18 protein-coding genes are annotated in these 21,235 nt (G+C 44.9%); 8 read left to right on the top strand and 10 right to left on the bottom strand.

Annotated elements, in window-relative coordinates:
- Positions 1 to 372: 372 nt before the first annotated feature.
- Complete coding sequence (locus tag GO620_RS04980) at positions 373 to 540, bottom strand: hypothetical protein (RefSeq protein ID WP_200230692.1); 168 nt, start codon at positions 538 to 540, stop codon at positions 373 to 375.
- 348 nt (positions 541 to 888) lie between these two features.
- On the bottom strand, positions 889 to 1,461 hold the full coding sequence (locus GO620_RS04975) for a YceI family protein (protein ID WP_157526685.1): 573 nt from the start codon (positions 1,459 to 1,461) through the stop codon (positions 889 to 891).
- A 390-nt stretch (positions 1,462 to 1,851) separates the two neighbouring features.
- Here GO620_RS04975 and GO620_RS04970 point away from each other — a divergent pair, with 390 nt between their 5' ends.
- From GO620_RS04970 to GO620_RS04960, 3 genes are all read left to right on the top strand, one after another.
- Positions 1,852 to 2,985 carry an acyltransferase family protein gene (locus GO620_RS04970; RefSeq protein WP_157526686.1) on the top strand — a complete coding sequence of 378 codons (1,134 nt, stop codon included), beginning with the start codon at positions 1,852 to 1,854 and terminating at the stop codon, positions 2,983 to 2,985.
- A gap of 92 nt (positions 2,986 to 3,077) precedes the next feature.
- Positions 3,078 to 5,687, top strand: coding sequence for a DNA mismatch repair protein MutS (mutS, locus tag GO620_RS04965; protein WP_157526687.1), 2,610 nt, complete (start codon positions 3,078 to 3,080; stop codon positions 5,685 to 5,687).
- Between the two features lie 157 nt (positions 5,688 to 5,844).
- Entirely contained in the window at positions 5,845 to 6,408 is a 564-nt protein-coding gene (locus GO620_RS04960) for a C40 family peptidase (protein WP_157526688.1), read from the top strand.
- Between the two features lie 3 nt (positions 6,409 to 6,411).
- Here GO620_RS04960 and GO620_RS04955 read toward each other — a convergent pair whose 3' ends face one another.
- Positions 6,412 to 7,098: a TMEM175 family protein gene (locus GO620_RS04955; RefSeq protein WP_198173610.1), complete on the bottom strand. Its 687-nt coding sequence runs from the start codon at positions 7,096 to 7,098 to the stop codon at positions 6,412 to 6,414.
- Positions 7,099 to 7,210: 112 nt separating this feature from the next.
- Between GO620_RS04955 and GO620_RS04950 the strand changes: the two genes are divergently transcribed.
- Positions 7,211 to 8,251 carry a 3'-5' exonuclease gene (locus tag GO620_RS04950; RefSeq protein WP_157526690.1) on the top strand — a complete coding sequence of 347 codons (1,041 nt, stop codon included), beginning with the start codon at positions 7,211 to 7,213 and terminating at the stop codon, positions 8,249 to 8,251.
- Between the two features lie 12 nt (positions 8,252 to 8,263).
- On the opposite strand, the gene lysA is transcribed toward GO620_RS04950, so the two are convergent.
- From lysA to GO620_RS04935, 3 genes are all read right to left on the bottom strand, one after another.
- On the bottom strand, positions 8,264 to 9,430 hold the full coding sequence (lysA, locus tag GO620_RS04945; RefSeq protein WP_157526691.1) for a diaminopimelate decarboxylase: 1,167 nt from the start codon (positions 9,428 to 9,430) through the stop codon (positions 8,264 to 8,266).
- 2 nt (positions 9,431 to 9,432) lie between these two features.
- Complete coding sequence (locus tag GO620_RS04940) at positions 9,433 to 10,743, bottom strand: aspartate kinase (RefSeq protein WP_157526692.1); 1,311 nt, start codon at positions 10,741 to 10,743, stop codon at positions 9,433 to 9,435.
- Positions 10,744 to 10,847: 104 nt separating this feature from the next.
- Positions 10,848 to 11,090 (bottom strand): hypothetical protein, encoded by a 243-nt coding sequence (locus GO620_RS04935; RefSeq protein ID WP_157526693.1) that lies wholly within the window; start codon positions 11,088 to 11,090, stop codon positions 10,848 to 10,850.
- Positions 11,091 to 11,248: 158 nt separating this feature from the next.
- Between GO620_RS04935 and GO620_RS04930 the strand changes: the two genes are divergently transcribed.
- From GO620_RS04930 to GO620_RS04920, 3 genes are read left to right on the top strand one after another with little or no spacing between them, the layout of a single operon-like run.
- The gene (locus GO620_RS04930; protein WP_157526694.1) at positions 11,249 to 11,689 is read left to right on the top strand and encodes a hypothetical protein; all 441 of its coding nucleotides are present in this window, start codon (positions 11,249 to 11,251) and stop codon (positions 11,687 to 11,689) included.
- Positions 11,689 to 12,324: an SCO family protein gene (locus GO620_RS04925; protein WP_157526695.1), complete on the top strand. Its 636-nt coding sequence runs from the start codon at positions 11,689 to 11,691 to the stop codon at positions 12,322 to 12,324. Before GO620_RS04930 ends, GO620_RS04925 begins: the two co-directional genes overlap by 1 nt.
- 56 nt (positions 12,325 to 12,380) lie before the next feature.
- A complete protein-coding gene (locus tag GO620_RS04920; RefSeq protein WP_198173611.1) occupies positions 12,381 to 12,737 on the top strand; it encodes a c-type cytochrome in 357 nt (118 codons plus the stop codon).
- Here GO620_RS04920 and GO620_RS04915 read toward each other — a convergent pair.
- The gene (locus GO620_RS04915; protein WP_157526697.1) at positions 12,734 to 13,135 is read right to left on the bottom strand and encodes a GlcG/HbpS family heme-binding protein; all 402 of its coding nucleotides are present in this window, start codon (positions 13,133 to 13,135) and stop codon (positions 12,734 to 12,736) included. The two genes, GO620_RS04920 and GO620_RS04915, sit on opposite strands and share 4 nt — an antisense overlap.
- An 82-nt stretch (positions 13,136 to 13,217) precedes the next feature.
- Here GO620_RS04915 and GO620_RS04910 point away from each other — a divergent pair, with 82 nt between their 5' ends.
- Positions 13,218 to 14,156: a DUF5996 family protein gene (locus tag GO620_RS04910; RefSeq protein WP_157526698.1), complete on the top strand. Its 939-nt coding sequence runs from the start codon at positions 13,218 to 13,220 to the stop codon at positions 14,154 to 14,156.
- On the opposite strand, the gene GO620_RS04905 is transcribed toward GO620_RS04910, so the two are convergent.
- The 3 genes from GO620_RS04905 to GO620_RS04895 all read right to left on the bottom strand — a co-directional run bounded on the left by GO620_RS04905 (position 14,157) and on the right by GO620_RS04895 (position 21,108).
- On the bottom strand, positions 14,157 to 15,422 hold the full coding sequence (locus GO620_RS04905; protein WP_157526699.1) for a zinc dependent phospholipase C family protein: 1,266 nt from the start codon (positions 15,420 to 15,422) through the stop codon (positions 14,157 to 14,159).
- 99 nt (positions 15,423 to 15,521) lie between these two features.
- A complete protein-coding gene (locus GO620_RS04900; RefSeq protein WP_157526700.1) occupies positions 15,522 to 16,847 on the bottom strand; it encodes an APC family permease in 1,326 nt (441 codons plus the stop codon).
- 88 nt (positions 16,848 to 16,935) lie between these two features.
- Positions 16,936 to 21,108, bottom strand: a complete 4,173-nt coding sequence (locus GO620_RS04895) for a hybrid sensor histidine kinase/response regulator (protein ID WP_157526701.1) — start codon at positions 21,106 to 21,108, stop codon at positions 16,936 to 16,938.
- Positions 21,109 to 21,235: the final 127 nt, after the last annotated feature.

The following is a 21,235-nucleotide window of genomic DNA, read 5'->3' as shown; positions in this document are numbered from 1 at the left end:
TGATAAATATTTTGCGTCACTGAGGGCTTGTGTGATGAGGGCCTGCAAAATATTTTGCCGGGCAAAGGCCTGTGCGGCAAAAGAAGCCTTGCGCTGACTTGGCCTTTTTGGACACTTTTGTGGCTAAGACAAAAGTGTCGAGCCCAGCGGCGAATGAGCGTCACCAATTCAATTATCGTTTCAGAGTTCAAAGAAAATTTGTTTCGTTTATCATTCTAATAAAAAACCGCCTCGTATACACAAGGCGGCTTTCTCATATGCAGATGCTTAAAATTAACTTTTAGAAAACTCGCCGTCTGCAGCGATCACTACCTCGTCGCTGATCACAGCGTTAGTATGGTTCTCTAGTAGTCAAAACCCCGCCACTTCTATCTAAGAAGTGCGGGCTTGTTGAAGTATTTGTACAACATCTACATTTAAAATCTGGGCAATACTTAGCAGATCATTGATAGTGGGCGCAAAAGAAAAAGGCGTTGCGGTTGGCTGCATTTGCCCTATCTGCTCCTGGAGCAACAAGGATAATTTTAGGGGTTTGCACATAAGTTTAAAGGCCAAATCAATTAGTGCCCTTAAGATAGTGAATTGCAAACTATTTATAACAGATTTGTTACAATAATTTCTAAAATTTAAAAAAATCGGTTCTTTCGGCGTTAGAATTAATCAATAGTTATGATTTAGTCCTAAATACGCCACAAATACAATTAAAATGTCTGATAATTTACATCTATTGACAAAATGCATTGTAAATATTTGGGAATAGCATTATTTTAATTATCACCGCACTTTCGCCGTGGTAACATTTCTGATATTTTAGATATCCATTTTCATTAAAATAAAAAAAGCCGCCTTGCTTTCGCAAGGCGGCTTTTTATATGTAGACGCTTAAAATTAACTTTTAGCAAACTCGCCATCAGCAGCGATCACTACTTCGTCGCTGATCACAGCGTTAGGGTATTTATCGCCCAATTTAAAGTCAGAGCGTTTAACAGTACCGCTGATCTTAAAGCCGGCGTCGTCGCTTTTGCTCATAGGGTTGGTGATGGTACCGCGGTACCAAAGGTCGAATGTAACCGGTTTGGTAATGCCGTGCATGGTAAGGTTGCCCATCAATTTATATTTACCAGCAGCAACTTTCTTTAAGCCTGTGCTTACGAAAGTGATATTAGGGTTATTGGCCGCGTCGAAAAACTCTGCGCTTTGCAGGTGATTGTCGCGCATGCTGTTTTCTGTGTTGATAGATGCAACTTTAGCGGTCAGTGTGAATTTCGCGTCAGAGAAATCAGGTTTTGCTGAAACGATAGTCGCGTCGAAATCTTTGAACAAACCATCAACGTCTGACACCGCTAAGTGTGTAATGGTAAATTTTAAGTGAGAATGCGCTTTGTCATTCTTCCAGGCAGTTTGGGCAAATAATGCCATGCTGCCTAAAACGAAAGCAGCGATTAAAGTAATTTTTTTCATGATCGTTCTTTTAGTGAGTTATGGCACAAACGTAAAACTTTAAATTAGATGTTATAACATTTAAATGTCACGATTCGACCGGGTGGTGACACTATTTTGCCAGTGTAACATCGTTGTAACAGGTGAAACACTTTTTAAATCTTTTTGCGAGTTCAGTTACACTGACACGATCATGCGAGTTTGATTATCAGCATCTTATAATGCTGACAATTTCTTGTCAGATACCAATAAGTCAGTTTTTGGTAGGGAAAGTGTTTCATGTTACACCCGCGGCATCATGTCACAAAATTTTCTTTTTAAGATGCATCCTGCGTACGGAAAAGCTTGGTAGAAGCGCTTTATGTTTTATATTTACCATCACCCAATTTAAACTTATAACCCAACACATCAATGGCCACAACCACTGCCAACTTTGAAACCAAGAACCATTACCAGATACTCGACGGCCTGCGCGGCGTTGCCGCTTTGCAGGTGGTGATATTTCACTGCTTTGAGGCATTTGACGGCGGCGATTATTATAAATTATTCCCTAATCACGGTTACCTTGCAGTAGACTTTTTCTTTTTGCTTTCGGGTTTCGTAGTGGCCTACGCGTACGACAGCCGCTGGGGTAAAATGACAACCTGGGACTTTTTTAAACGCAGGTTGATCCGTCTGCAGCCCATGGTAATCGTCGGGTCGATGGTTGGTGCCGCTTTGTTTTATTTCCAGGGCAGCAGTTTGTTTCCGCTCATCAACGGCACACCTGTATGGAAAATGCTGCTGGTAATGGTGTTCGGCTTTACGCTGCTGCCGTTACCTATATCCGCAGATATACGCGGCTGGCAGGAAATGCACCCGCTCAACGGCCCATGCTGGTCCCTGTACTTTGAGTACATCGCCAACATTTTGTACGGGCTGATCGTGCGACGATTCTCTAAACTATTGCTATGGATACTGGTCATACTCTCGGCAGCGTGGATGGTATATTACCTGGTAACCGGCAAATCCGGCGACCTGATAGGCGGCTGGGCGCTAAACAACGAGCAGCAAATGATAGGCCTCACCCGTATGATGTTCCCGTTTTTTGGCGGGGTGCTGTTATGCCGTTTAAACCTCGTTAAGCATGTAAAATATGCCTTCCCTATTTGCAGTGTGCTGTTGCTGGCTTTATTCCTGGTTCCGCGGTTAGGCGGCCACGAACGCGTATGGATCAATGGCCTTTACGAGTCATTCTGTGTGATATTGATGTTCCCGTTGATCGTATGGATAGGCGCCAGCGGCACCATTATAAGCGCGGCCGGAAAAAAGGTATGTAAGTTCCTGGGTGATATCTCCTATCCTATCTACATTACCCACTACCCTATTATCTACATTTTTACTGCCTGGGTAGTCGACAAAAAGGTACCGTTGGCACAAGGCTGGCCATGGATAGTTGTGGTGGTGGTATCCGCGGTCACTCTGGCATATACCGCTTTAAAGTTGTACGACGAGCCCGTACGCGAATGGCTGCGAAAAAAATACCTGGCCAGAACGGCATCATAAAAGGCGGCTTACTAACATTATTGCAACTTTTCAACAAAGAAACATAATCGCGGCAAAGGGCTTAACTTTAGCCTTTAAAATCAATTTTACTTTTGGCAAAGTCCGCGCAAAAAGAAACGCCTTTACAGCAGCAGTACAACCAGATAAAGCAGAAATATCCGGGTGCTTTATTGCTGTTCCGTGTGGGCGATTTTTACGAAACTTTTGGCGAGGATGCTATTAAAGCCGCGGGTATTTTGGGCATCGTGCTTACCAAGCGCGCAAATGGCTCGGCAAGTAATCAGGAACTGGCCGGCTTTCCGCACCACTCGCTCGAAACCTATTTGCCAAAACTGGTAAGGGCGGGTCAGCGGGTTGCCATCTGCGATCAGCTCGAAGATCCCAAGACCACCAAAACCATTGTAAAGCGCGGTGTAACCGAATTGGTTACGCCTGGGGTAGCCACCAATGATAATATCCTCCAACAAAAGCGCAATAATTACCTGGCGTCAATCTATTTTGAGAAGAATAGTGCCGGCGTGGCTTTTCTGGATATTTCTACCGGTGAGTTTATAACCGCACAAGGCAACCTCGAATACGTAGACAAATTACTGCAAAGCTTCGCGCCGAGCGAGGTGATCTATCCCAAAGGAAAGAAGCAGGACTTCAAAGACACTTTCGGCGACAGGTTTTACACCTTCACCCTCGACGATTGGCCTTACAGCGGCGATTATGCTTACGAGACGCTGTTAAAACACTTTGGCGTACAATCTTTAAAAGGTTTTGGCATAGAGCGGCTCAACTTGGGTATTGTGGCGGCGGGGGTGGCACTTCATTATTTAAATGAGACCGAGCACCGCAACCTGCAGCACATATCGGCCATAAGCCGGATAGAAGAAGCGCGCTACTTGTGGATGGACCGCTTTAGCATACGCAATCTGGAACTTATCGGTTCGCATAATGAGAACGCTGTTACCCTTGCTGATGTGCTCGATAACACCTGCACACCTATGGGTGCCCGCCTGCTGCGCCGCTGGATAGTGATGCCGCTGAAGGAGCTGAAACCTATCAAAGACCGTTTGGATGTAGTTGAACATTTGCTGACCGATGTTGATCTGCGCGAAGAGTTCCAGCAATGCATACGGCAGATAGGTGACCTGGAAAGGCTGATATCAAAGATAGCCCTGCAGAAAGCTAACCCACGCGAAGTGTGCCAGCTGCGAAAGGCGTTGATTGCTATAGAATCGATCAAAAAGATCTGCAGCGACACCGATAACGCCCCTTTGAAAGCTATTGGCGAGCAGCTAAACCCATGTACCACCATTTGCGAAAAAATAGGCCTGGAGCTAAACAGCGAGCCGCCTGTACTTGTTGCTAAAGGCGGCGTAATGGCCGAAGGTATAAATGAAGAACTCGACCGGTTGCGAAAGATCGCCTTTGGCGGTAAGGGCTATTTGCTCGAAATTCAAAAGCGCGAAGCAGAACTGACAGGTATCCCATCACTCAAAGTATCTTTCAATAATGTATTTGGTTACTACCTGGAAGTCACCCATGCGCACAGGGACAAGGTGCCGACAGAGTGGATCCGCAAGCAAACGCTGGTAAACGCCGAGCGCTACATTACCCCTGAGCTTAAAGAGTATGAGGAGCAGATCTTAGGCGCCGAAGAAAAGATATTCGCGCTGGAAACAACGCTCTACAATGAATTATTATACACGCTATCGGAGTATATCAAGCCAATACAACTTAACGCGCAGTTGATCGCCCGGCTGGATGTGCTGCTGAATTTCGCCACTGTTTCTGAAAAGAACTATTACGTAAAACCAAACGTTAACGACAGCCGCGTAATAGACATTAAAGGCGGCCGCCACCCGGTGATCGAAAAGAACCTTCCGCCCGGCGAGGCCTATATCACTAACGACGTTTTCCTGGACTCAGATTCACAGCAGATCATCATCATTACCGGGCCGAACATGGCGGGTAAATCTGCTCTGTTACGCCAAACAGGGCTAATTGTGCTGATGGCACAAATGGGCTGCTTTGTTCCGGCTAAAGAGGCATCTATCGGCTTGGTTGATAAGATATTTACACGTGTAGGTGCTTCAGATAACCTCACATCGGGCGAATCGACGTTCATGGTGGAGATGAACGAGACGGCCAGTATCCTCAACAATATATCTGACCGCAGCCTGATACTGCTTGACGAGATCGGTCGCGGTACGTCTACTTATGATGGCATATCCATTGCCTGGGCCATTGCCGAATATTTGCACAGCCACCCGTCAGCGCAAGCGAAAACGCTGTTCGCCACCCATTATCATGAACTGAACGAACTGAGCAATACCTTCCCGCGGATTAAGAATTATAACGTGACGGTCAAAGAGGTAGGGCAGCAAATTATCTTCTTGCGAAAACTGGTACCTGGCGGCAGCGAACACAGTTTCGGTATACATGTAGCTAAACTGGCCGGAATGCCGCAAAAGGTGCTGGCACGTGCTAATGATATCCTTAAACGCCTGGAGGCCGAGCGTACCGGCGGTGAGCATATAAAGGAGAGTATGAAGAAAGTGCAGAAGCAGGCTATGCAACTTCAGATGTTCTCCATCGATGACCCCATCCTGGTAAAGATCCGCGACACACTGAATAACCTGGACGTTAACACCCTTACGCCTGTTGAAGCCATGATGAAACTTGATGAAATACAGCGAATGATCAAAGGGTAGCTTTAAGGCGAACGGTTGCGAGGTAAAGGTTAACCGTTTTGTTGTATACAGACTATTGCCTTTAAAATATCGCTCCGTTTACGTCCCTCCGTTCACCATGTTGATATGTTAATAATATCGGCTATAACTTGCCGTTAAGAGCACATAATTTAGAACCATGAAATTGTGCCGTCGCTATCTGCTATTACTTTTCGCCGCCTCACTCCTCTTTGCCTCATGCAGCTCAAAAAAGGCCGTGCTAAAAGGCAGCCCCGGCGAAGTTGTTAAGCCACAAGGCTTCATCAAAGAAAAGTATGCTGCTATTATGGGTGTTAATGAAAGCGATATTACCAATGGCAGGCTATATAATTTTGTTGAAGAGTGGTACAGCACTCCATACCGTTTTGGCGGCCTGGATAAAGAAGGCATCGACTGCTCGGGCTTGGCTTACCTGCTTGAACAACAGGTTTACGGCATTAATATACCGCGGATGACCAGCCAGCAGATCAACGTCATTAAACGCAAGTATGAAGAAGAATTACAGGAGGGCGACCTGGTTTTCTTCGATTTTGACGGAAAGAAATTTAGCCATGTGGGCGTTTACCTGCAAAACGGCTACGTGGTGCATGCCAGCAGCCGAAAGGGTGTTATCGTTGTGAGGTTAAAAGATCCAACGTTGTACAAATATTTCTCACGCGCAGGATCTATTATTCCGGGAGATTATACTGCGGCCGGGCAATAACAGCTAATCAGATTTAGTTTTTATCTTGGGATAGTAAACCCTTCTTAACCGCGCATTCACTACACCGATAAGTGCTGCAGAATATAGAGAGAAAATGGGCTGCATATCAAAATAGTTAAAGAACAGGACTAATAAACCTATAAATGGCACCAGGTACAGGTTTACACGCTGTGCCTTCCATTGTAGTATCCGGTCTATATTGTTATTGTTGATACACAATTTGGCTTTGTTGGTTACCATGTACCAGGTTAGCAAAGTTTGGGTCATTAATGAAGACAAAATAACACCAATGTATATGTTTACTCCCCAGGTAAATATGGGCGAGTGCATTTTAAATGAACCTGTTATGAGACTCACCGCAAACGGGAACAACGACACGGCGAATAAAAATAACAAATTAAAGATTACCAGGCCTTTATTGTAATCGCGCAAAAAGCTGAATATCTTTAAGTGCCGCATCCAAAAGTTGGCTACAAGGAAAAAACTGGCAGCATAAGCCATTAGTTTGATAAATAGCCGCAGAAATTCATGAGGTATTTCGCTATTCGCAAGGTTGCGTGCTTCTTCGGGCAGCTTGATATCAATCACCATTATCGTTACGATGATCGCGAAAATGGCATCGCTGAAAAGGATAACGCGCTCCAGCTGAAACTCCTTTTTTATTTCTTGCTGTTCTTCTGTGATGTCCATGGGGTCAGTACTGGTTGATGGATTTAATATAACACTTTTAAACAGCACGCAGCAACTTTTAATTTTAATGTGCGGCTTTAATCCTATTTTTGCCCGATATCTATTTTGACAGATGAAACTGAAACTTAACCGCCCGCTGGCATTTTTCGACATTGAGGCAACGGGAACCAATATAGGCGCTGACAAGATCGTAGAGATCGCGATTATAAAGTTAAACCTTGATGGCAGCGAAGAAGTAAAAAGCTGGCGTATAAATCCGGGTATGCCAATACCCATAGAAACGTCCCTGATACATGGCATCTATGATGAGCATGTGCAGGAATCGCCTTTATTTCACGCGTTAGCGGTTGATATTGCAGATTTTATTGGCGACGCGGATCTGGCAGGCTTTAACTCTAACAAGTTTGATGTGCCCATGCTGATGGAAGAATTTCTGCGTGCGGGCCATGCCTTTGATTTGGAAAACCGCCATTTGGTTGATGTGCAGAATATTTTCCACCAGATGGAGCAACGCACATTAAAGGCAGCATATAAATTTTACTTAAATAAAGACTTGATAAACGCCCATAGTGCCGAAGCCGATACCCGGGCGACTATGGAAGTGTTACTTGCCCAAATAGAGCGTTATGAAAATACGGAATTTGAAGACCGCCAGGGAAATAAGAGTACACCTGTGGTAAGCGACGTTGCCGGCTTGCACACGTTTACAAACATCAATAAACCGGTTGATTTCGCGGGCCGCATGGTTTTTAACGCCGAGGGTGAAGAGACCTTTAACTTTGGCAAGCACAAGGGCAAAACAGTTGAGGCGGTATTTGACGTTGAGCCTAGCTACTACTCGTGGATGATGCAGGGCGATTTCCCGTTATACACCAAGCGCAAATTAGAGCAGATATACAAACGCTGGAATGATAAACGCCAGGCGGCAAGACCAAAACCCGTAGCGCAATCAGCAGAAGGCACACCGGCACCGCAACAAAAACCGCAGCAGAATAATCAGCAGCAAAGGCCGCAGCAGCAAAGGCCTGCCGGACAAAACAACTATAGGCCAAATAACCAGAACCAGCAGCAGTACAGAAAGAAGGAAGAGCCCGCGAAACCGGTTAACGACGATATGCTTAAAGCCTTGAGCGATAAGTTCAAAAAAGGCTGAGCTTAGCCTCTTTTATTCGCTGTAAACACTTTGTACCTGGTCGCGCAGGTTATAGTGCGAAGCCATTACTTCACCGTAGGCACCAGCGGTGCGGATGGCGATCAGATCACCGCGCACCGACTCAGGCAGTTCCACGTCTTTTCTAAAACAGTCGGTACTTTCACAAATGGGGCCAACTACATCATAGTTAGTGAATTGTGAGTTGTGAGTTGTGATTAGTTGCTGGCTCAAGTTTTCTATCTGGTGGTATGCCTGATAAAGCATCGGGCGAATCAGCTCTGTCATTCCGGCGTCGAGTACTAAAAAGTTTTTCTTCTTTCCATTTTTAACGTACAACACGCTTGCGATCAGCGAGGCGCACTGAGCAACCAGTGCACGGCCTAATTCAAAGTGTACTTCCTGACCAGCCTTAACTTGCAGAAAATCATTAAATACTTTAAAGTATGCGGCGAAGTTGGCAATGTTATCCTCGTCGGGCGAATGATAGTTTACGCCCAGACCACCACCAACGTTCAGCACTTTGATATTGAAGCCTTGTTCCGCAAACCAGTCGCTAAGCTCATTTACGCGTGTGCAAAGGTTTTTAAATGCATCCAGGTCTGTAATTTGTGAACCGATATGAAAATGTATGCCTATTAAATTCAGGTTGGCACAATTGCGCAGTGTAAAGGCTACATCGGGCAATTGCCAAACGTTTACGCCGAATTTATTTTCTTCTAATCCCGTAGTAATGAAATGGTGCGTGTGCGCATCGACATTTGGGTTTATACGTATGGCGACATTCGCTTTTTTACCTTTTGCCCCTGCCAGGTCATTAATCACCAATAGCTCCTGTACTGATTCTACATTGAAACAGAAAATGTCCAGGTCCAAAGCCGCGTTTATTTCGCGGTCTGTTTTGCCAACCCCCGCAAATACAACCTTATCCTTACTAAAACCATATTGAATTGACGCTTTAACCTCATTACCGCTCACGCAGTCCGCACCAAAACCTACCGATTGTATAGCTTGCAGCACTTTGGGATTAAAGTTGGCTTTCAATGCATAATGAACGTGGTAGCCATATTGGTCGGCAGCTGTTCTGCAAGTCTTTAAGGTATCATCCAGCAATTGCAGGTCGTAATAGTAAAATGGGGTTTCTGCCGACTTTAAGCGGTTGATTGTATCCTGAGTGAACATCTTTAAAATAACCTGCTATGTAAACTTCTAAGTGCTTCTACTTTTTCTTCGGTACGTACTAGCAACGATAAGTTATGATCGCTGCCGCCGTAAGAGATCATGCGTACAGGGATATGCTTCACGGCCTCTAGTACTCTTGCCGCATAGCCATGCTGTTCTGCGCCAAAGTCGCCTACTACGCAAATAATGGTATGATTTACATCCACCTCTACGGTGCCAAACTTGTTTAGTTCTTTGATGATCTCGCCTAGTTTTGATGTATCGTCTATGGTCAACGTCACCGCCACTTCCGATGTGGTGATCATATCGATAGAGGTTTTATACCGTTCAAACACCTCGAATACACGGCGTAAAAAACCGTAAGCCAACAGCATCCGGCTCGACTGGATCTTTATGGCGGTGATATCATCCTTCGCCGCAATCGATTTGATCTTGTTCTTTTCGCTATCAGTAGTGATCAATGTACCATTGGCTTTTGGGTCCATGGTGTTAAGCAAGCGTACAGGTATCTTGTATTTCTGCGCCGGGAACACACTTTGCGGGTGCAATATTTTGGCGCCGAAATACGCAAGTTCGGCTGCTTCATCAAAAGAAAGCTGGCTGATAGGTGTCGTGCCTTTAACAATACGTGGGTCATTGTTGTGCATGCCGTCAATATCCGTCCATATCTGCACTTCCTCGCTGCGGATAGCGGCGCCTATTAAAGAAGCGGTATAATCACTGCCGCCGCGGCGCAGATTATCTATTTCACCAAACGCGTTTTTACAGATATAACCTTGTGTAATAAAAAGTTTATTGTCAGGGTGTTTGTCTAACAATGGGGTAATATGATCTGTAATAAAATCAACAATAGGTTCGTGGTCTTCGTCAACCCTCATAAATTCTAAGGCAGGCAACAGCACCGATGGAACGCCAATTTCCTGTAAATAAACATGGTATAATGTTGTTGACAGCAACTCGCCCTGCGCCAAAACGATCTTATCTTCTATCGGCGTGAACAGGTCGTTTGCCAGCATGTCCAGCAAACCGAAGTGATAGTCGATCACTTCTTCAGCTCTTTCTAAAAATTCGGGTTTTGAAAGTAGTTCGGCAATAAAAACTTGATACTTGGCTTTAAGCGCCGCAACTAATGCAGCAGCCTTAGGTTTATCGCCGGCCAGATAAGCCTGGCCTATTTCTACTAAACTGTTTGTGGTGCCGGATACAGCCGACAATACCACTATCTGGCGCTCATTAGCGTCAACAATATCCAACAGCTTTTTCATCCGCTCGGGACTACCTACAGATGTGCCGCCAAATTTTAATACTTTCATTTATCTTTTCTGCGTGTGGAGCGCAAAAATAGATTTTTTGAGGGGTTTAAGCAACCGCACTGCTAAAGATTAGTCCTGACGTTTGGGGAGGATTTAGACGAGGCTCAACACTTGGTGTGCTGTCCAATAGAATGGCCCAAATGTTTGATATGTTCTTCGTCTAATAACAATGCCGGGTGGTGGTGGGGTTCATATATCCAGATGTTATGCTCGTTACAAAACATCACCCCGCAACATTCTCCGCAATAATACAGGTCGAAAGTTTGGTTATCAGATTCTTCGCGGTGCTTAACGTTAATGGTTAACGGTTTGTCCGTCATCGGGATCTCTACATCAAATGGATTCATGAGTGTATAACAGCTATTAAATTCAACGGTTCTTTAAAATTCAATATTAGCATATTTCTTACAAAGCTTGCAACCTGCAATAATTTGACATCTAGCAATGCATCACCACCTGCGGGGTAATTGTTTATGTGTTACATTTGCCTCACAATTGATCTACCATGCAACACCGTTTAAAATTTTTAGCCACACTCTTAACAACATTGTTTTTCCTGGCCTGCAACAGCGCCGCCGACCGTAAGGCCGAAGAAAAAAAAATAATGGACTCCATTATGACCAAGCACGAGAAAGTGATGGGCGATGAAGAGAAACTGATGGAAAATAAAATGGTAATAGACAGCCTGATTAAAACCGCAAAATTTGACGCGGCTGATTCTGCCGTGAAAAAGACCGAACTACGCGCGCAAAGCAAAAAGTTGACTGATGCCGACGAGGCCATGGATAACTGGATGCACGGTTTCGACCCAAATAACGCCAAACATCAGGGCGATGCTAAGTTGAAATACCTGCAGGAACAAAGTCAATTGATGAATAAGATAGACGCGCAGATCACCGAAGCGGTTAAGTCATCAACTCAATTTTTGGCGAAACCTAAGAAATAATGAAAAGGATCTTACACCTGCTGCTTATTGCAGCATTATTTTACAGTTGTACTGGTTCACAAAGCGCCTCTACCCTGCCTATTTTGGGTAACCGCGATGTACAGTCAAAAACGGTTAACGGCAAAACGGTTGCAGATACCATTTACCAGACTATACCTGCATTTAAATATGTCGATCAGTACGGTGACAGCATTAGCAACAAAAGCCTTGACGGAAATATTTATGTAGCCGATTTCTTTTTCACCACATGCCCCAGCATTTGCCCTGTTATGCACCGCAATATGCTTAAGGTTTACCAGGATTTTAAAAACACAGGTGATTTTAAGATCGTATCATATACCATCGACCCGAAACACGATAGTGTAAATGTGCTCAAGGCTTATGCCGACAAATTAGGCGTTGACAATAAAAGCTGGTTGTTTTTGCAGGGGCAAAAAGAAGCGACTTACAAACTAGCCAAAGCACACATGGTTGAAGCGCGCGAGGGAAACGTGCACGACGGTTATTTTATCCTGATAGACAAGCAAAAACGCATCCGCGGCTCTTATTTAGGTACAGACGCTGCACAGGTTGATAAGATGATCGCCGATATCAAAATCTTGCAGGCCGAGCCTGAACAGCATATCGCGCAATGAGGTATTGCTTGCTTGTAGCATCAGCGGTACTAATGGCCACCGTGTGCTTTTCATGCATGAACGATGAACAAATTGAATACCGCCGCGCTTATACCGTGGGTGAAGCCATTTACTATCAACACTGCCGCAATTGCCACGGCGACAAAGGCGAAGGCCTTTCGGCGTTGATGCCGCCATTGACAGACAAAGAATTTCTCGCCAAAAACCAAAAACAGCTGGCCTGCATTATTAAAAACGGTGCAAACCAACTGCTTATCATCAATAAAAAGCCCTACCAAAACCAGATGCCACCATCCGGTTTAGCGCCTATAGAGATTGCGCAAGTGCTAACCTATATCAATAACAACTTCGGGAACGATAAGGGCTTGGTAACAGTAACGACGGTTGAATCCCAGCTAAAAAACTGCAATTAAACAAAGGCACCCGCGCCTGTCAATGCTACTTCGCGGTCTTGCTGTACCGTGCCGCCTGATACCCCTATTGCACCCACAATTTCTCCTGCTGTATTTTTAAGCGGTATGCCTCCGGGAAAAGAAACCAATCCGCCATTAGTTACTTCGATACCGTAAAGTGGTTCTTCGGGTTGGGACAGTTTACCCAGGTCGCCGCTCTCCATATCAAAGAGCCTTGCCGTTTTAGCTTTTCTGATAGCTATATCGATAGACCCCAGCCACGCGTTATCCATACGGTGAAACGCTTTTAGGTTCGCGCCCGCATCTACAATGGCTATATTCATTGGCACGCCAATCTCTTGTGCTTTTTTCCGTGCAGCGCTTGATATTAGTTCTGCCTGTTCAATCGTGATATCCATATATGATCTTTGCCATTAATGACACCCTTCGGCTGGCATTGTTTGTTTTATAGCTAAATTGCGATCAAAAACATCTGCACCTATGGCTGTAACTATAAAGAATTCGCACTGGCCACAACTTAATTTTTCTGATTACGGCGATACTCTTGCTACAGTCCAATTGTGGACACAAATAGTGGGCAAGATCCGTCTACGCAAATCGCCGTGGCTAAACCATTCCTGGCATGTAAGCCTTTACATAAGCGCAAGGGGCTTAACAACCAACAGCATTCCTTATGATGGTGGTTGTTTTGATATCGAATTCGACTTTGTAAGCCACCTGCTGGTAGTGCGTAATTCTGCAGGGCAAACAGGAACGATAGAGCTTAGATCGCTATCAGTAGCCGGCTTTTACGAACACTTAATGAAGCTTTTACCTGAAATGGGCATTGATGTGGAAATTTACGCCAAGCCTAATGAAGTTGACCCGGCGATCCCCTTTGCAGAAGATGAAACGCATAAAACTTACGACGGCGCCGCGATGAACAAGTTGTGGCAGGCAATGGTGAACGTTAACAACGTATTTAAGCGGTTTAGGGCTGGCTTTAGCGGCAAATGCAGTCCCGAGCATATTTTTTGGGGCGCATTTGACCTGGCGGTCACTCGTTTTTCCGGACGCACTGCTCCGTTGCATCCGGGTGGCGCGCCTAATATGCCGGTGCGGGTAATGCAGGAAGCTTACTCGCACGAGGTATCGTCATGCGGGTTTTGGCCGGGCAGTGCCGATTCACCTCATGCTATCTTCTACTCCTATTGTTATCCAACTTTGGATGCTTTTTCAAAACAAATTGTAGAACCATCACAAGCCGGATTTAATGCCGACCTGGGTGAATTTGTTCTGCCTTATGATGCGATTCGGTCTGCAAAAGATCCTGAAGCCGTGTTGCTACGCTTTTTGCAGACCACGTACGAAGCCGCAGCGCATACCGGCAATTGGGACCGCCCAGCCATGGAGGCCGACCTTACGATCTACGAGCGTTAATTAGTTTTGAGGATTTGCCACTTTTAAACTTTTTAATGCAGCCTCAACATCTTCGCACTTAATTGGGTATTTATTTGAAACGGGGATGTTTTGCGGATCCTTATAAAAATTCAGGATGTTGGCTTTTAAATCCTGAGTAAGACTTTTAAAATCATGGTCTTGCAAGCTGATCAATAAATCCGCATACGTTTGGTCGGCAAGGTCATAAGTGCCAATAGCAGTGACTGTACCCGTGTCGAAATTAATGTCTGCAAGGCTCAATGGAGCGCCCTCTGCAATACCGGTAAGGTCGCGAGAATAAACAACCAGTATCGTATCAAAACTGTGGATAAAGTTGCGCTCGCCTTCACGGCCCGGATCTACATATTTGAGCGTTTTAAGCGGACCGATCTTAGGTAAACCATTAATGAGCCAGCTTAAGGTTCTTGCCCAGAACCCCGGCTTGGCTTCTCCCGTACCAAACTCTTGATGAAACTCCCGGGCTTTCATACGGTACTTGAACTTACGGGCTGTCATTTCGGGATGGCGGGCCAGTATGCTGTCTTTATTAGATTTCCAGGTTTTATTAATTAAAGTAGGCATCAGGTTTTTTACGCCCCACCTAAACGTTTTTACACTCCCGTCAAAATTGCTAAACAACTCATCTATGCTTTCACCATAAGTTTTTAGCAATGCCCTTTCTAAAACCGGGTTAGATACATTGAAGCCTATAAAATCATGGTATTCCTGGCTGTTGTAATTGCCGCGCGCTATTTGTAACACATCGAAGGAGAATTCTATCCTACTATGAGACAATGGGTTATCATTATAGGTAACCACACTGCCATATTGATTTTTAAGCTTTTTGTAAAGCAATGGTACTGTAACATTTGTAGCCCGCGAGTGGCCGAATTCGTCAGCTCGGTAATGAGAAAGCGCCCCCAATGCAAACGCATATTCATTTACATCGCGCGATTCTTTGATAAGGTTTGTCACCATGTCGCCGCTTCGTACATAGTGCATCAGGTCACTAAAGTATTCGCTGCCGCCGGGAAGATAACCCATGTCTGCAACCATGGCACCGCCATAACAATAGGAATGAGCAATTCTGAAAGCTGTATCCGGTGTATTTGGGAAGCGCGCCCTTAGCATTGGTTTTATCTGCTTGTTCCAGCAGGCATCAACGATTGCCTCGTGGGCAAGTATGGCATAAGCGCTGGCGGTGCCGACGCTACATCCGAGAATGAACAGGGTAAATGCGATACAGCGGCTAAAATTCTTGAACATTAATGTAAACGATACAAATATTTGTATCTAAATATCAATGCGAACATAATGTTTCACTTTCATCAGAATTTAAACAGAATGTTTACAAATTGTTTAGTGTTAAGCCACGGCAGGTTTATTAAATCGGTGCCAGAAATAATATAGAATTAAGCCTGACGTGATCACTCCGCAAGCCATTAAAATGTATTTGCCCGGGCTCATGAGCAAAATAAATAGCCAAACTGCTATCGCGATTATTGCCGGTATTGGAAAGAATTTCATTTTGTAAGGACGCTCCTCATTGGGTTTTTGGCGATGCCAGATGATAATCCCAATCGCCTGACCCAAAAATTGAATAATGATACGCATAGTTACTATGGCGGTGATCACCTCCTGCATTTTAAATAACAGGCTAAACACAAACGCGAACGCACCCAAAATTAATAGCGATACATGCGGAAAACGCTTTGTAGGATGGACTTGCCCAAATATCTTAAAGAAGTTACCATCTATGGCAGCAGCATAAGGCACCCTCGAATAACCGAGTGTGACGGAAAACAAAGACGACAGCGCAATTATAAGGATTAGCGAGGTTGCAAACCTTGCAACGCCACTATTATAAATATGCTCGAAGTACAAACTGATGGGGAACTTCGAGGCCGCGACCGTTTGCCATGGTAATACACCCAATACCATGATCTGCATGCCTAAGTATAAGACAGCAATGCCCGCGATGGATATAAAAATTGCCTTTGGTATATTCCTCTCAGGCTCTTTTATTTCCGCTCCCAGATGGCAAACGTTATAATAACCTAGGTAAGAATACACTGTCTTAAGCGAAGCCTGCCCCAGGCCTACAAAGAACAGAGGTGTCAAGTCCCACGCGTCCTTACTTACAGTAAATGCTTGCTTGCTGTCAAAGGAGCCAAAGCCGGAGCCTATTAACCACAAAAATGTACCACCTGTGATGATCCAGAGTATCACAGATATCTTGCCAACGGTTTTGATGTTGCGGTATAACAGCAGCACCATGAGTATTACCAGGCAGCCGCTTACTATCTTCTGCTCACCATCCGTTAAATGCACCAGGTATGTTAGGTATTGCGAAAAGCCTATAGCGCCGCTGGCAATAACCAAAGGCGCCTGTATGGTGGTTTGCCAGATAAAAAGAAAGGCAAACATTTTACCGTATTTGCCATATAACTTTTGCAGAAAGACATAACTACCGCCGGCATGCGGCCACTTCGCTCCCATCTCCGCCCAGATCGAGCCATCCATAAAGGCTAACAAAGCGCCCAATAACCAGGCAATGATGCATTGCTGGCCTTTCATGGCGCCGACAATAAAAGGCAAGGTGACAAACGGACCGATACCAACCATATCTATCATATTGATAGCAGTGCCCTGCGTTAAAGACAGGCCGCGCTCTAATTGGTGCTGTTCCATTGGATAGTAAAATAAGGTGCCGTAAAATACAAATGCCAGCCGATATTTTTGGTGGACCGGCGGACATGGGATGGAAAAAGCTTAAGGTTTACTTTCCGGTTACCTTTTTACCCCACTTTTCTAACATCGTGATAATGTCGTTGAGCTTCATGGGCTTGCTCAGGTAATCGTCCATACCCGCTTTGATACACATTTCTTTATCGCCGGGTAACGCGTTGGCAGTCATGGCGATAATAACAGGTTGTTTGCTTTTATGCTGGCGGATAAACTTTGTTGCTTCAAAACCATCCATCTCCGGCATTTGCACGTCCATAAAAACAATATCGTAACCTTTGGTGATGACAGCGTTAGCGGCGTCATGGCCATTTACTTCGATATCCGGCGCGTAACCCATTTTTCTTAAAATATGCGCGCTGATATTGCGGTTCACTTCGTTGTCATCCGCAATTAAAATATCTAACGGGTATATTCTGGCAAACTCTTCGCTAAACTGTGGTTTTGATACCGCTTTCTTATCTGTCGATTCTTGCTTTTTAAGCAATTCTATCACCTGCTTGTGCAATACCGTATGCTTTGTAGGCTTTGTAAGGATGGCACTAAAAAGGTGTGACAGCCTGCGGCTTTGTTCATTACCTACTGAACTGAGCAGTATGATAGGAATTTCGGGCGCGATCTTTTTTACCTCTGCCGCGAACTCAGTTCCATCCATGCCCGGCATGTTCATATCACTGATGATAAGGTCCGGTCGTAACTGATTTAAAAGTTCCAGTGCCTCATCACCTGATGACGCGACGGTTGGCTCCAGTTTCCAGTGCCGCAGTTGCGTTTCAAGTATATTGCGGTTGGTGAAATTATCGTCGAGCACCAATATTTTTTTATTTTCTATGTCGGTAGTGTTCAGGTTAACATAGGTGCGGCCTGTTTGTACTCCCGCTTTTGTTTTGATGGTAAACGTGAATGTAGTACCGGTGCCTACTTTACTCGTCACGCCAATTTGGCCACCCATCATGGTCACCAGTTTTTCGCTGATAGCGAGGCCAAGTCCGGAGCCGCCATATTTACGCGTGGTGCTTGAATCTACCTGTGAGAATGCCTTAAATAACCTGTCGAGCTTATTCGCTTCTATGCCTATGCCGGTATCGCGCACGTTAAACTCAAGCTCAAAGTTATCCAAGTCGCTACCCAGTTTTTTGACAGACAAGAACACCTCGCCTTTAGTGGTAAACTTCATGGCATTGCCTATGAGGTTGATCAGCACCTGGCGGATGCGCAGTGCATCACCCGCTATAACAGACGGCACATCGTGATCTATCTGATAAACCAGATCAAGATCAAGTTTGGCCGCTTTCTCAGCAAATACATCCAATACCCCTTCTACGCAGTCGCGCAGATCAAAATCGTGCACATCCAACTCCATGTTGCCCGACTCGATCTTTGAGAAATCCAGAATATCATTAATTACTGCCAGCAGCGCATCGCCACAGCTTTTAATGGTTTCTACATATTCGTTTTGCTCTTCATCCAAAGGCGTAGATGATAGCAATGCCGCCATGCCGATAACACCGTTCATAGGCGTGCGTATCTCGTGGCTCATGGTAGCCAGAAACGTTCCTTTAGCCATGTTGGCCTTTTCAGCATCTTCACGCGCACGTTCAGATTCTTCGCGCAGTTTGCGCTCGTTGACAGACATCTGCTTTAGCTTCTCGGTACGTTCCAGCACCATGCTTTCCAACTCTATCTTCTGGTCATTAATGTTATTTACCCGGATCCTGAAGATAACGTAGATCACAAAACCGAAAAATGCCACTACAATTAATCTAAACCACCACGTTCGCCAGAATGGTGGGGTTACTATCAACTGAAGTGCCTTACTTTCCGGCGACCACTGTCCGCCCGCGTAACGGTATTTAACTTTAAATTTGTAAGTCCCTTCCGGAATATTAGTGTACGATGCTATTGTTCGATGGCCTATTTGATTCCAATTTTTATCGTAGCCTTCCAAAATGTAAGCATACTCTTTTTTATTTGGCGAGGCATAGTCAAGCGCCGCAAAATGGAATGTAAGATCGGCCTGGTCATAAGACAATTTTAGGTTGGTAGTTTCAGTTATATCAGCTTTCAGCGGTGATGAGCCGGCGCCCTGGTCTGCTGTTACTACTTCATTGGCTATTTCAAGCTGAGTGATAACAACCGGCGAAAAACGCCCGGACCTAACCAACCGCGATGGCTTCACCGCGTTAAAACCATTTAATCCCCCGAAATAAATGGTGCCATCGGCACTCTTAAAAGCAGAGTGTGGTTTATACTCTTCGCCCTGAAGACCATCCTCTACAGAAAAATTCTCGACCTTGTTAGTTTTGGGATTATATCTGGATAAACCCTTATTGCCGGCTATCCAAATGTTGTGTTCACCATCCTCACGGATGGAATTAACCGCATCGCCGGGAAGGCCTGCCCGCTTATCAATGATCTTTATAGCGCCGGTGGTATTGTTGTAGGAAATTGCACCATTTGTAGTGCTAAACCACAGGTTGTTGTCACTATCTTGCGTGATGTCAGAAATTGAGCTGTTGTCTAAATTCTGATATTTTTTGCCGCTAAAAAGCCTTTTAAAAGTACCGCTTTCGCGATCCATCAAATTAATGCCCCCATCATAAGTTCCGGTCCAGAGATTGCCGGCGTTATCTTCAAACAAACTGATAACGCGGTTACTGCTTAAGCTGTTGGGCTTATTAGCATCGTAACTGTAATGCTTAAATTTTCCGGTTAACGGGTCAAATTCATCCAGTCCGCCATCGTAAAGGCCTATCCAGATTTTTGCGTCATGCGTTTGCACCATTGCATACACATTGTTGTTAGCCAATGAGTTAGTGTTACCATCCTGGTGCTTCATCGACCTGAACTTTTGTGTTGCCGGGTCGAAGATGCTAATGCCGTCGCCCCAGGTGCCGCACCAGATGTTGTTATCGTGGTCGCGCATCAGCGAAACAACATAATTGCCTGTTATGCTGGCCTTGTCCTTATCATCGTGTTTATAGACCGTGAATTTACCTGTAGCCCGGTTCAGGCGGTTAAGCCCTCCTCCATCTGTCCCTACATACAGGTCGCCCTTGACATCTTCATTAATGTCAAGCACAAAATTGTTAGAAAGGCTGCCCGGAGCAAACGTGTGTTTGTAGTGCTCAAAACTGGTTACGCTCCGCCTGAAAAGATTGATACCACCGCCAAAAGCACCTATCCAAATGTTATTTTGTTTGTCGCGACAGATCGAGTAGACTGAGTTACCGTTTAAGCTGGCGTTATCTATATCGTCATGCGAGAATGTGGTGAACAAATTGGTAACGGGGTTGTAAACGCATAATCCGCCGTTTTCCGTGCCGATCCAGATAGTGCCGTCGAGGTTTTCGCGCGTTACATAAATATTGTTGCTTGACACCGTGCGCGGGTCTGTGGTATGGATAAACCTGGTAAAAACAGTGGCCGAGGCGTTCATCCGGTTAAGTCCGTTTGATATAGTGCCAACCCAAATGTTATGCTTACTGTCTTCAAAAAGCGAGTTTATTTTATCGCCCGACAGGCTATTGGCATCGTTATCTTTATGCAGGTATTTAATAAAACCGTTGTTGACAGGGTTATACAGGTTCAAGCCATTATCTGTGCCTACCCATAACCTCCCGCGGCTATCTGCCAATAAACCGTGGATGTTGTTATTGCTAAGTGTCCGGGTGTCACCATCAAGGTGGTAATAATGCGTAATGTGCCCTGTTTTGATATTCAGTTTATCAAGCCCTCCTTTTTGAGTTCCTATCCACAGATCATTCCCTTTCAATGCCAGGGTGTTGGTAAGATTGGTACTTATTGTATTGGCATCATTATCATTATGGAGAAACCGTGTGAAAGTATTGGTACGTCGGTCATACTTGTCAATGCCGTTTTGGGTAGCTATCCATAGGTTACCATCATGGTCTTCGGTAATGTCTTCAATAAAATTATTGCTGATGCTGTGCTTATTCCCGGCATCGTAAAGGTAATTAACAAATTCATAGCCGTCATAACGGTTAAGGCCGTCGCGGGTACCCATCCACATAAAACCGCGGCTATCCTGAATTATGCAATTTACATTTAACTGCGATAAGCCTTGCTGGGTACCAATGTGCTCAACCTTTAATGCCTGCGGCTGGGCAAACACAGCCCAAGGCGTAGCCAAGAGAATTACCAGGAAAAAGCGTAAACCTTTTTGAGTAAAAGATTTTGCGGTCATAAATTGGTTTTAAAAGGCCCGGTTAATATAACATTTTGTTATTGCTTAATTAACCTTTAGGTTATTATACGTTCGGTATACGTAATAAGTTAGCACGAGGATTGTTATGTGGATAAAAACCGCCTTA

Source organism: Mucilaginibacter ginkgonis (assembly GCF_009754905.2).
Classification (GTDB): Bacteria; Bacteroidota; Bacteroidia; order Sphingobacteriales; family Sphingobacteriaceae; genus Mucilaginibacter; species Mucilaginibacter ginkgonis.
This window is presented reverse-complemented; position numbering and strand designations above follow the sequence as displayed.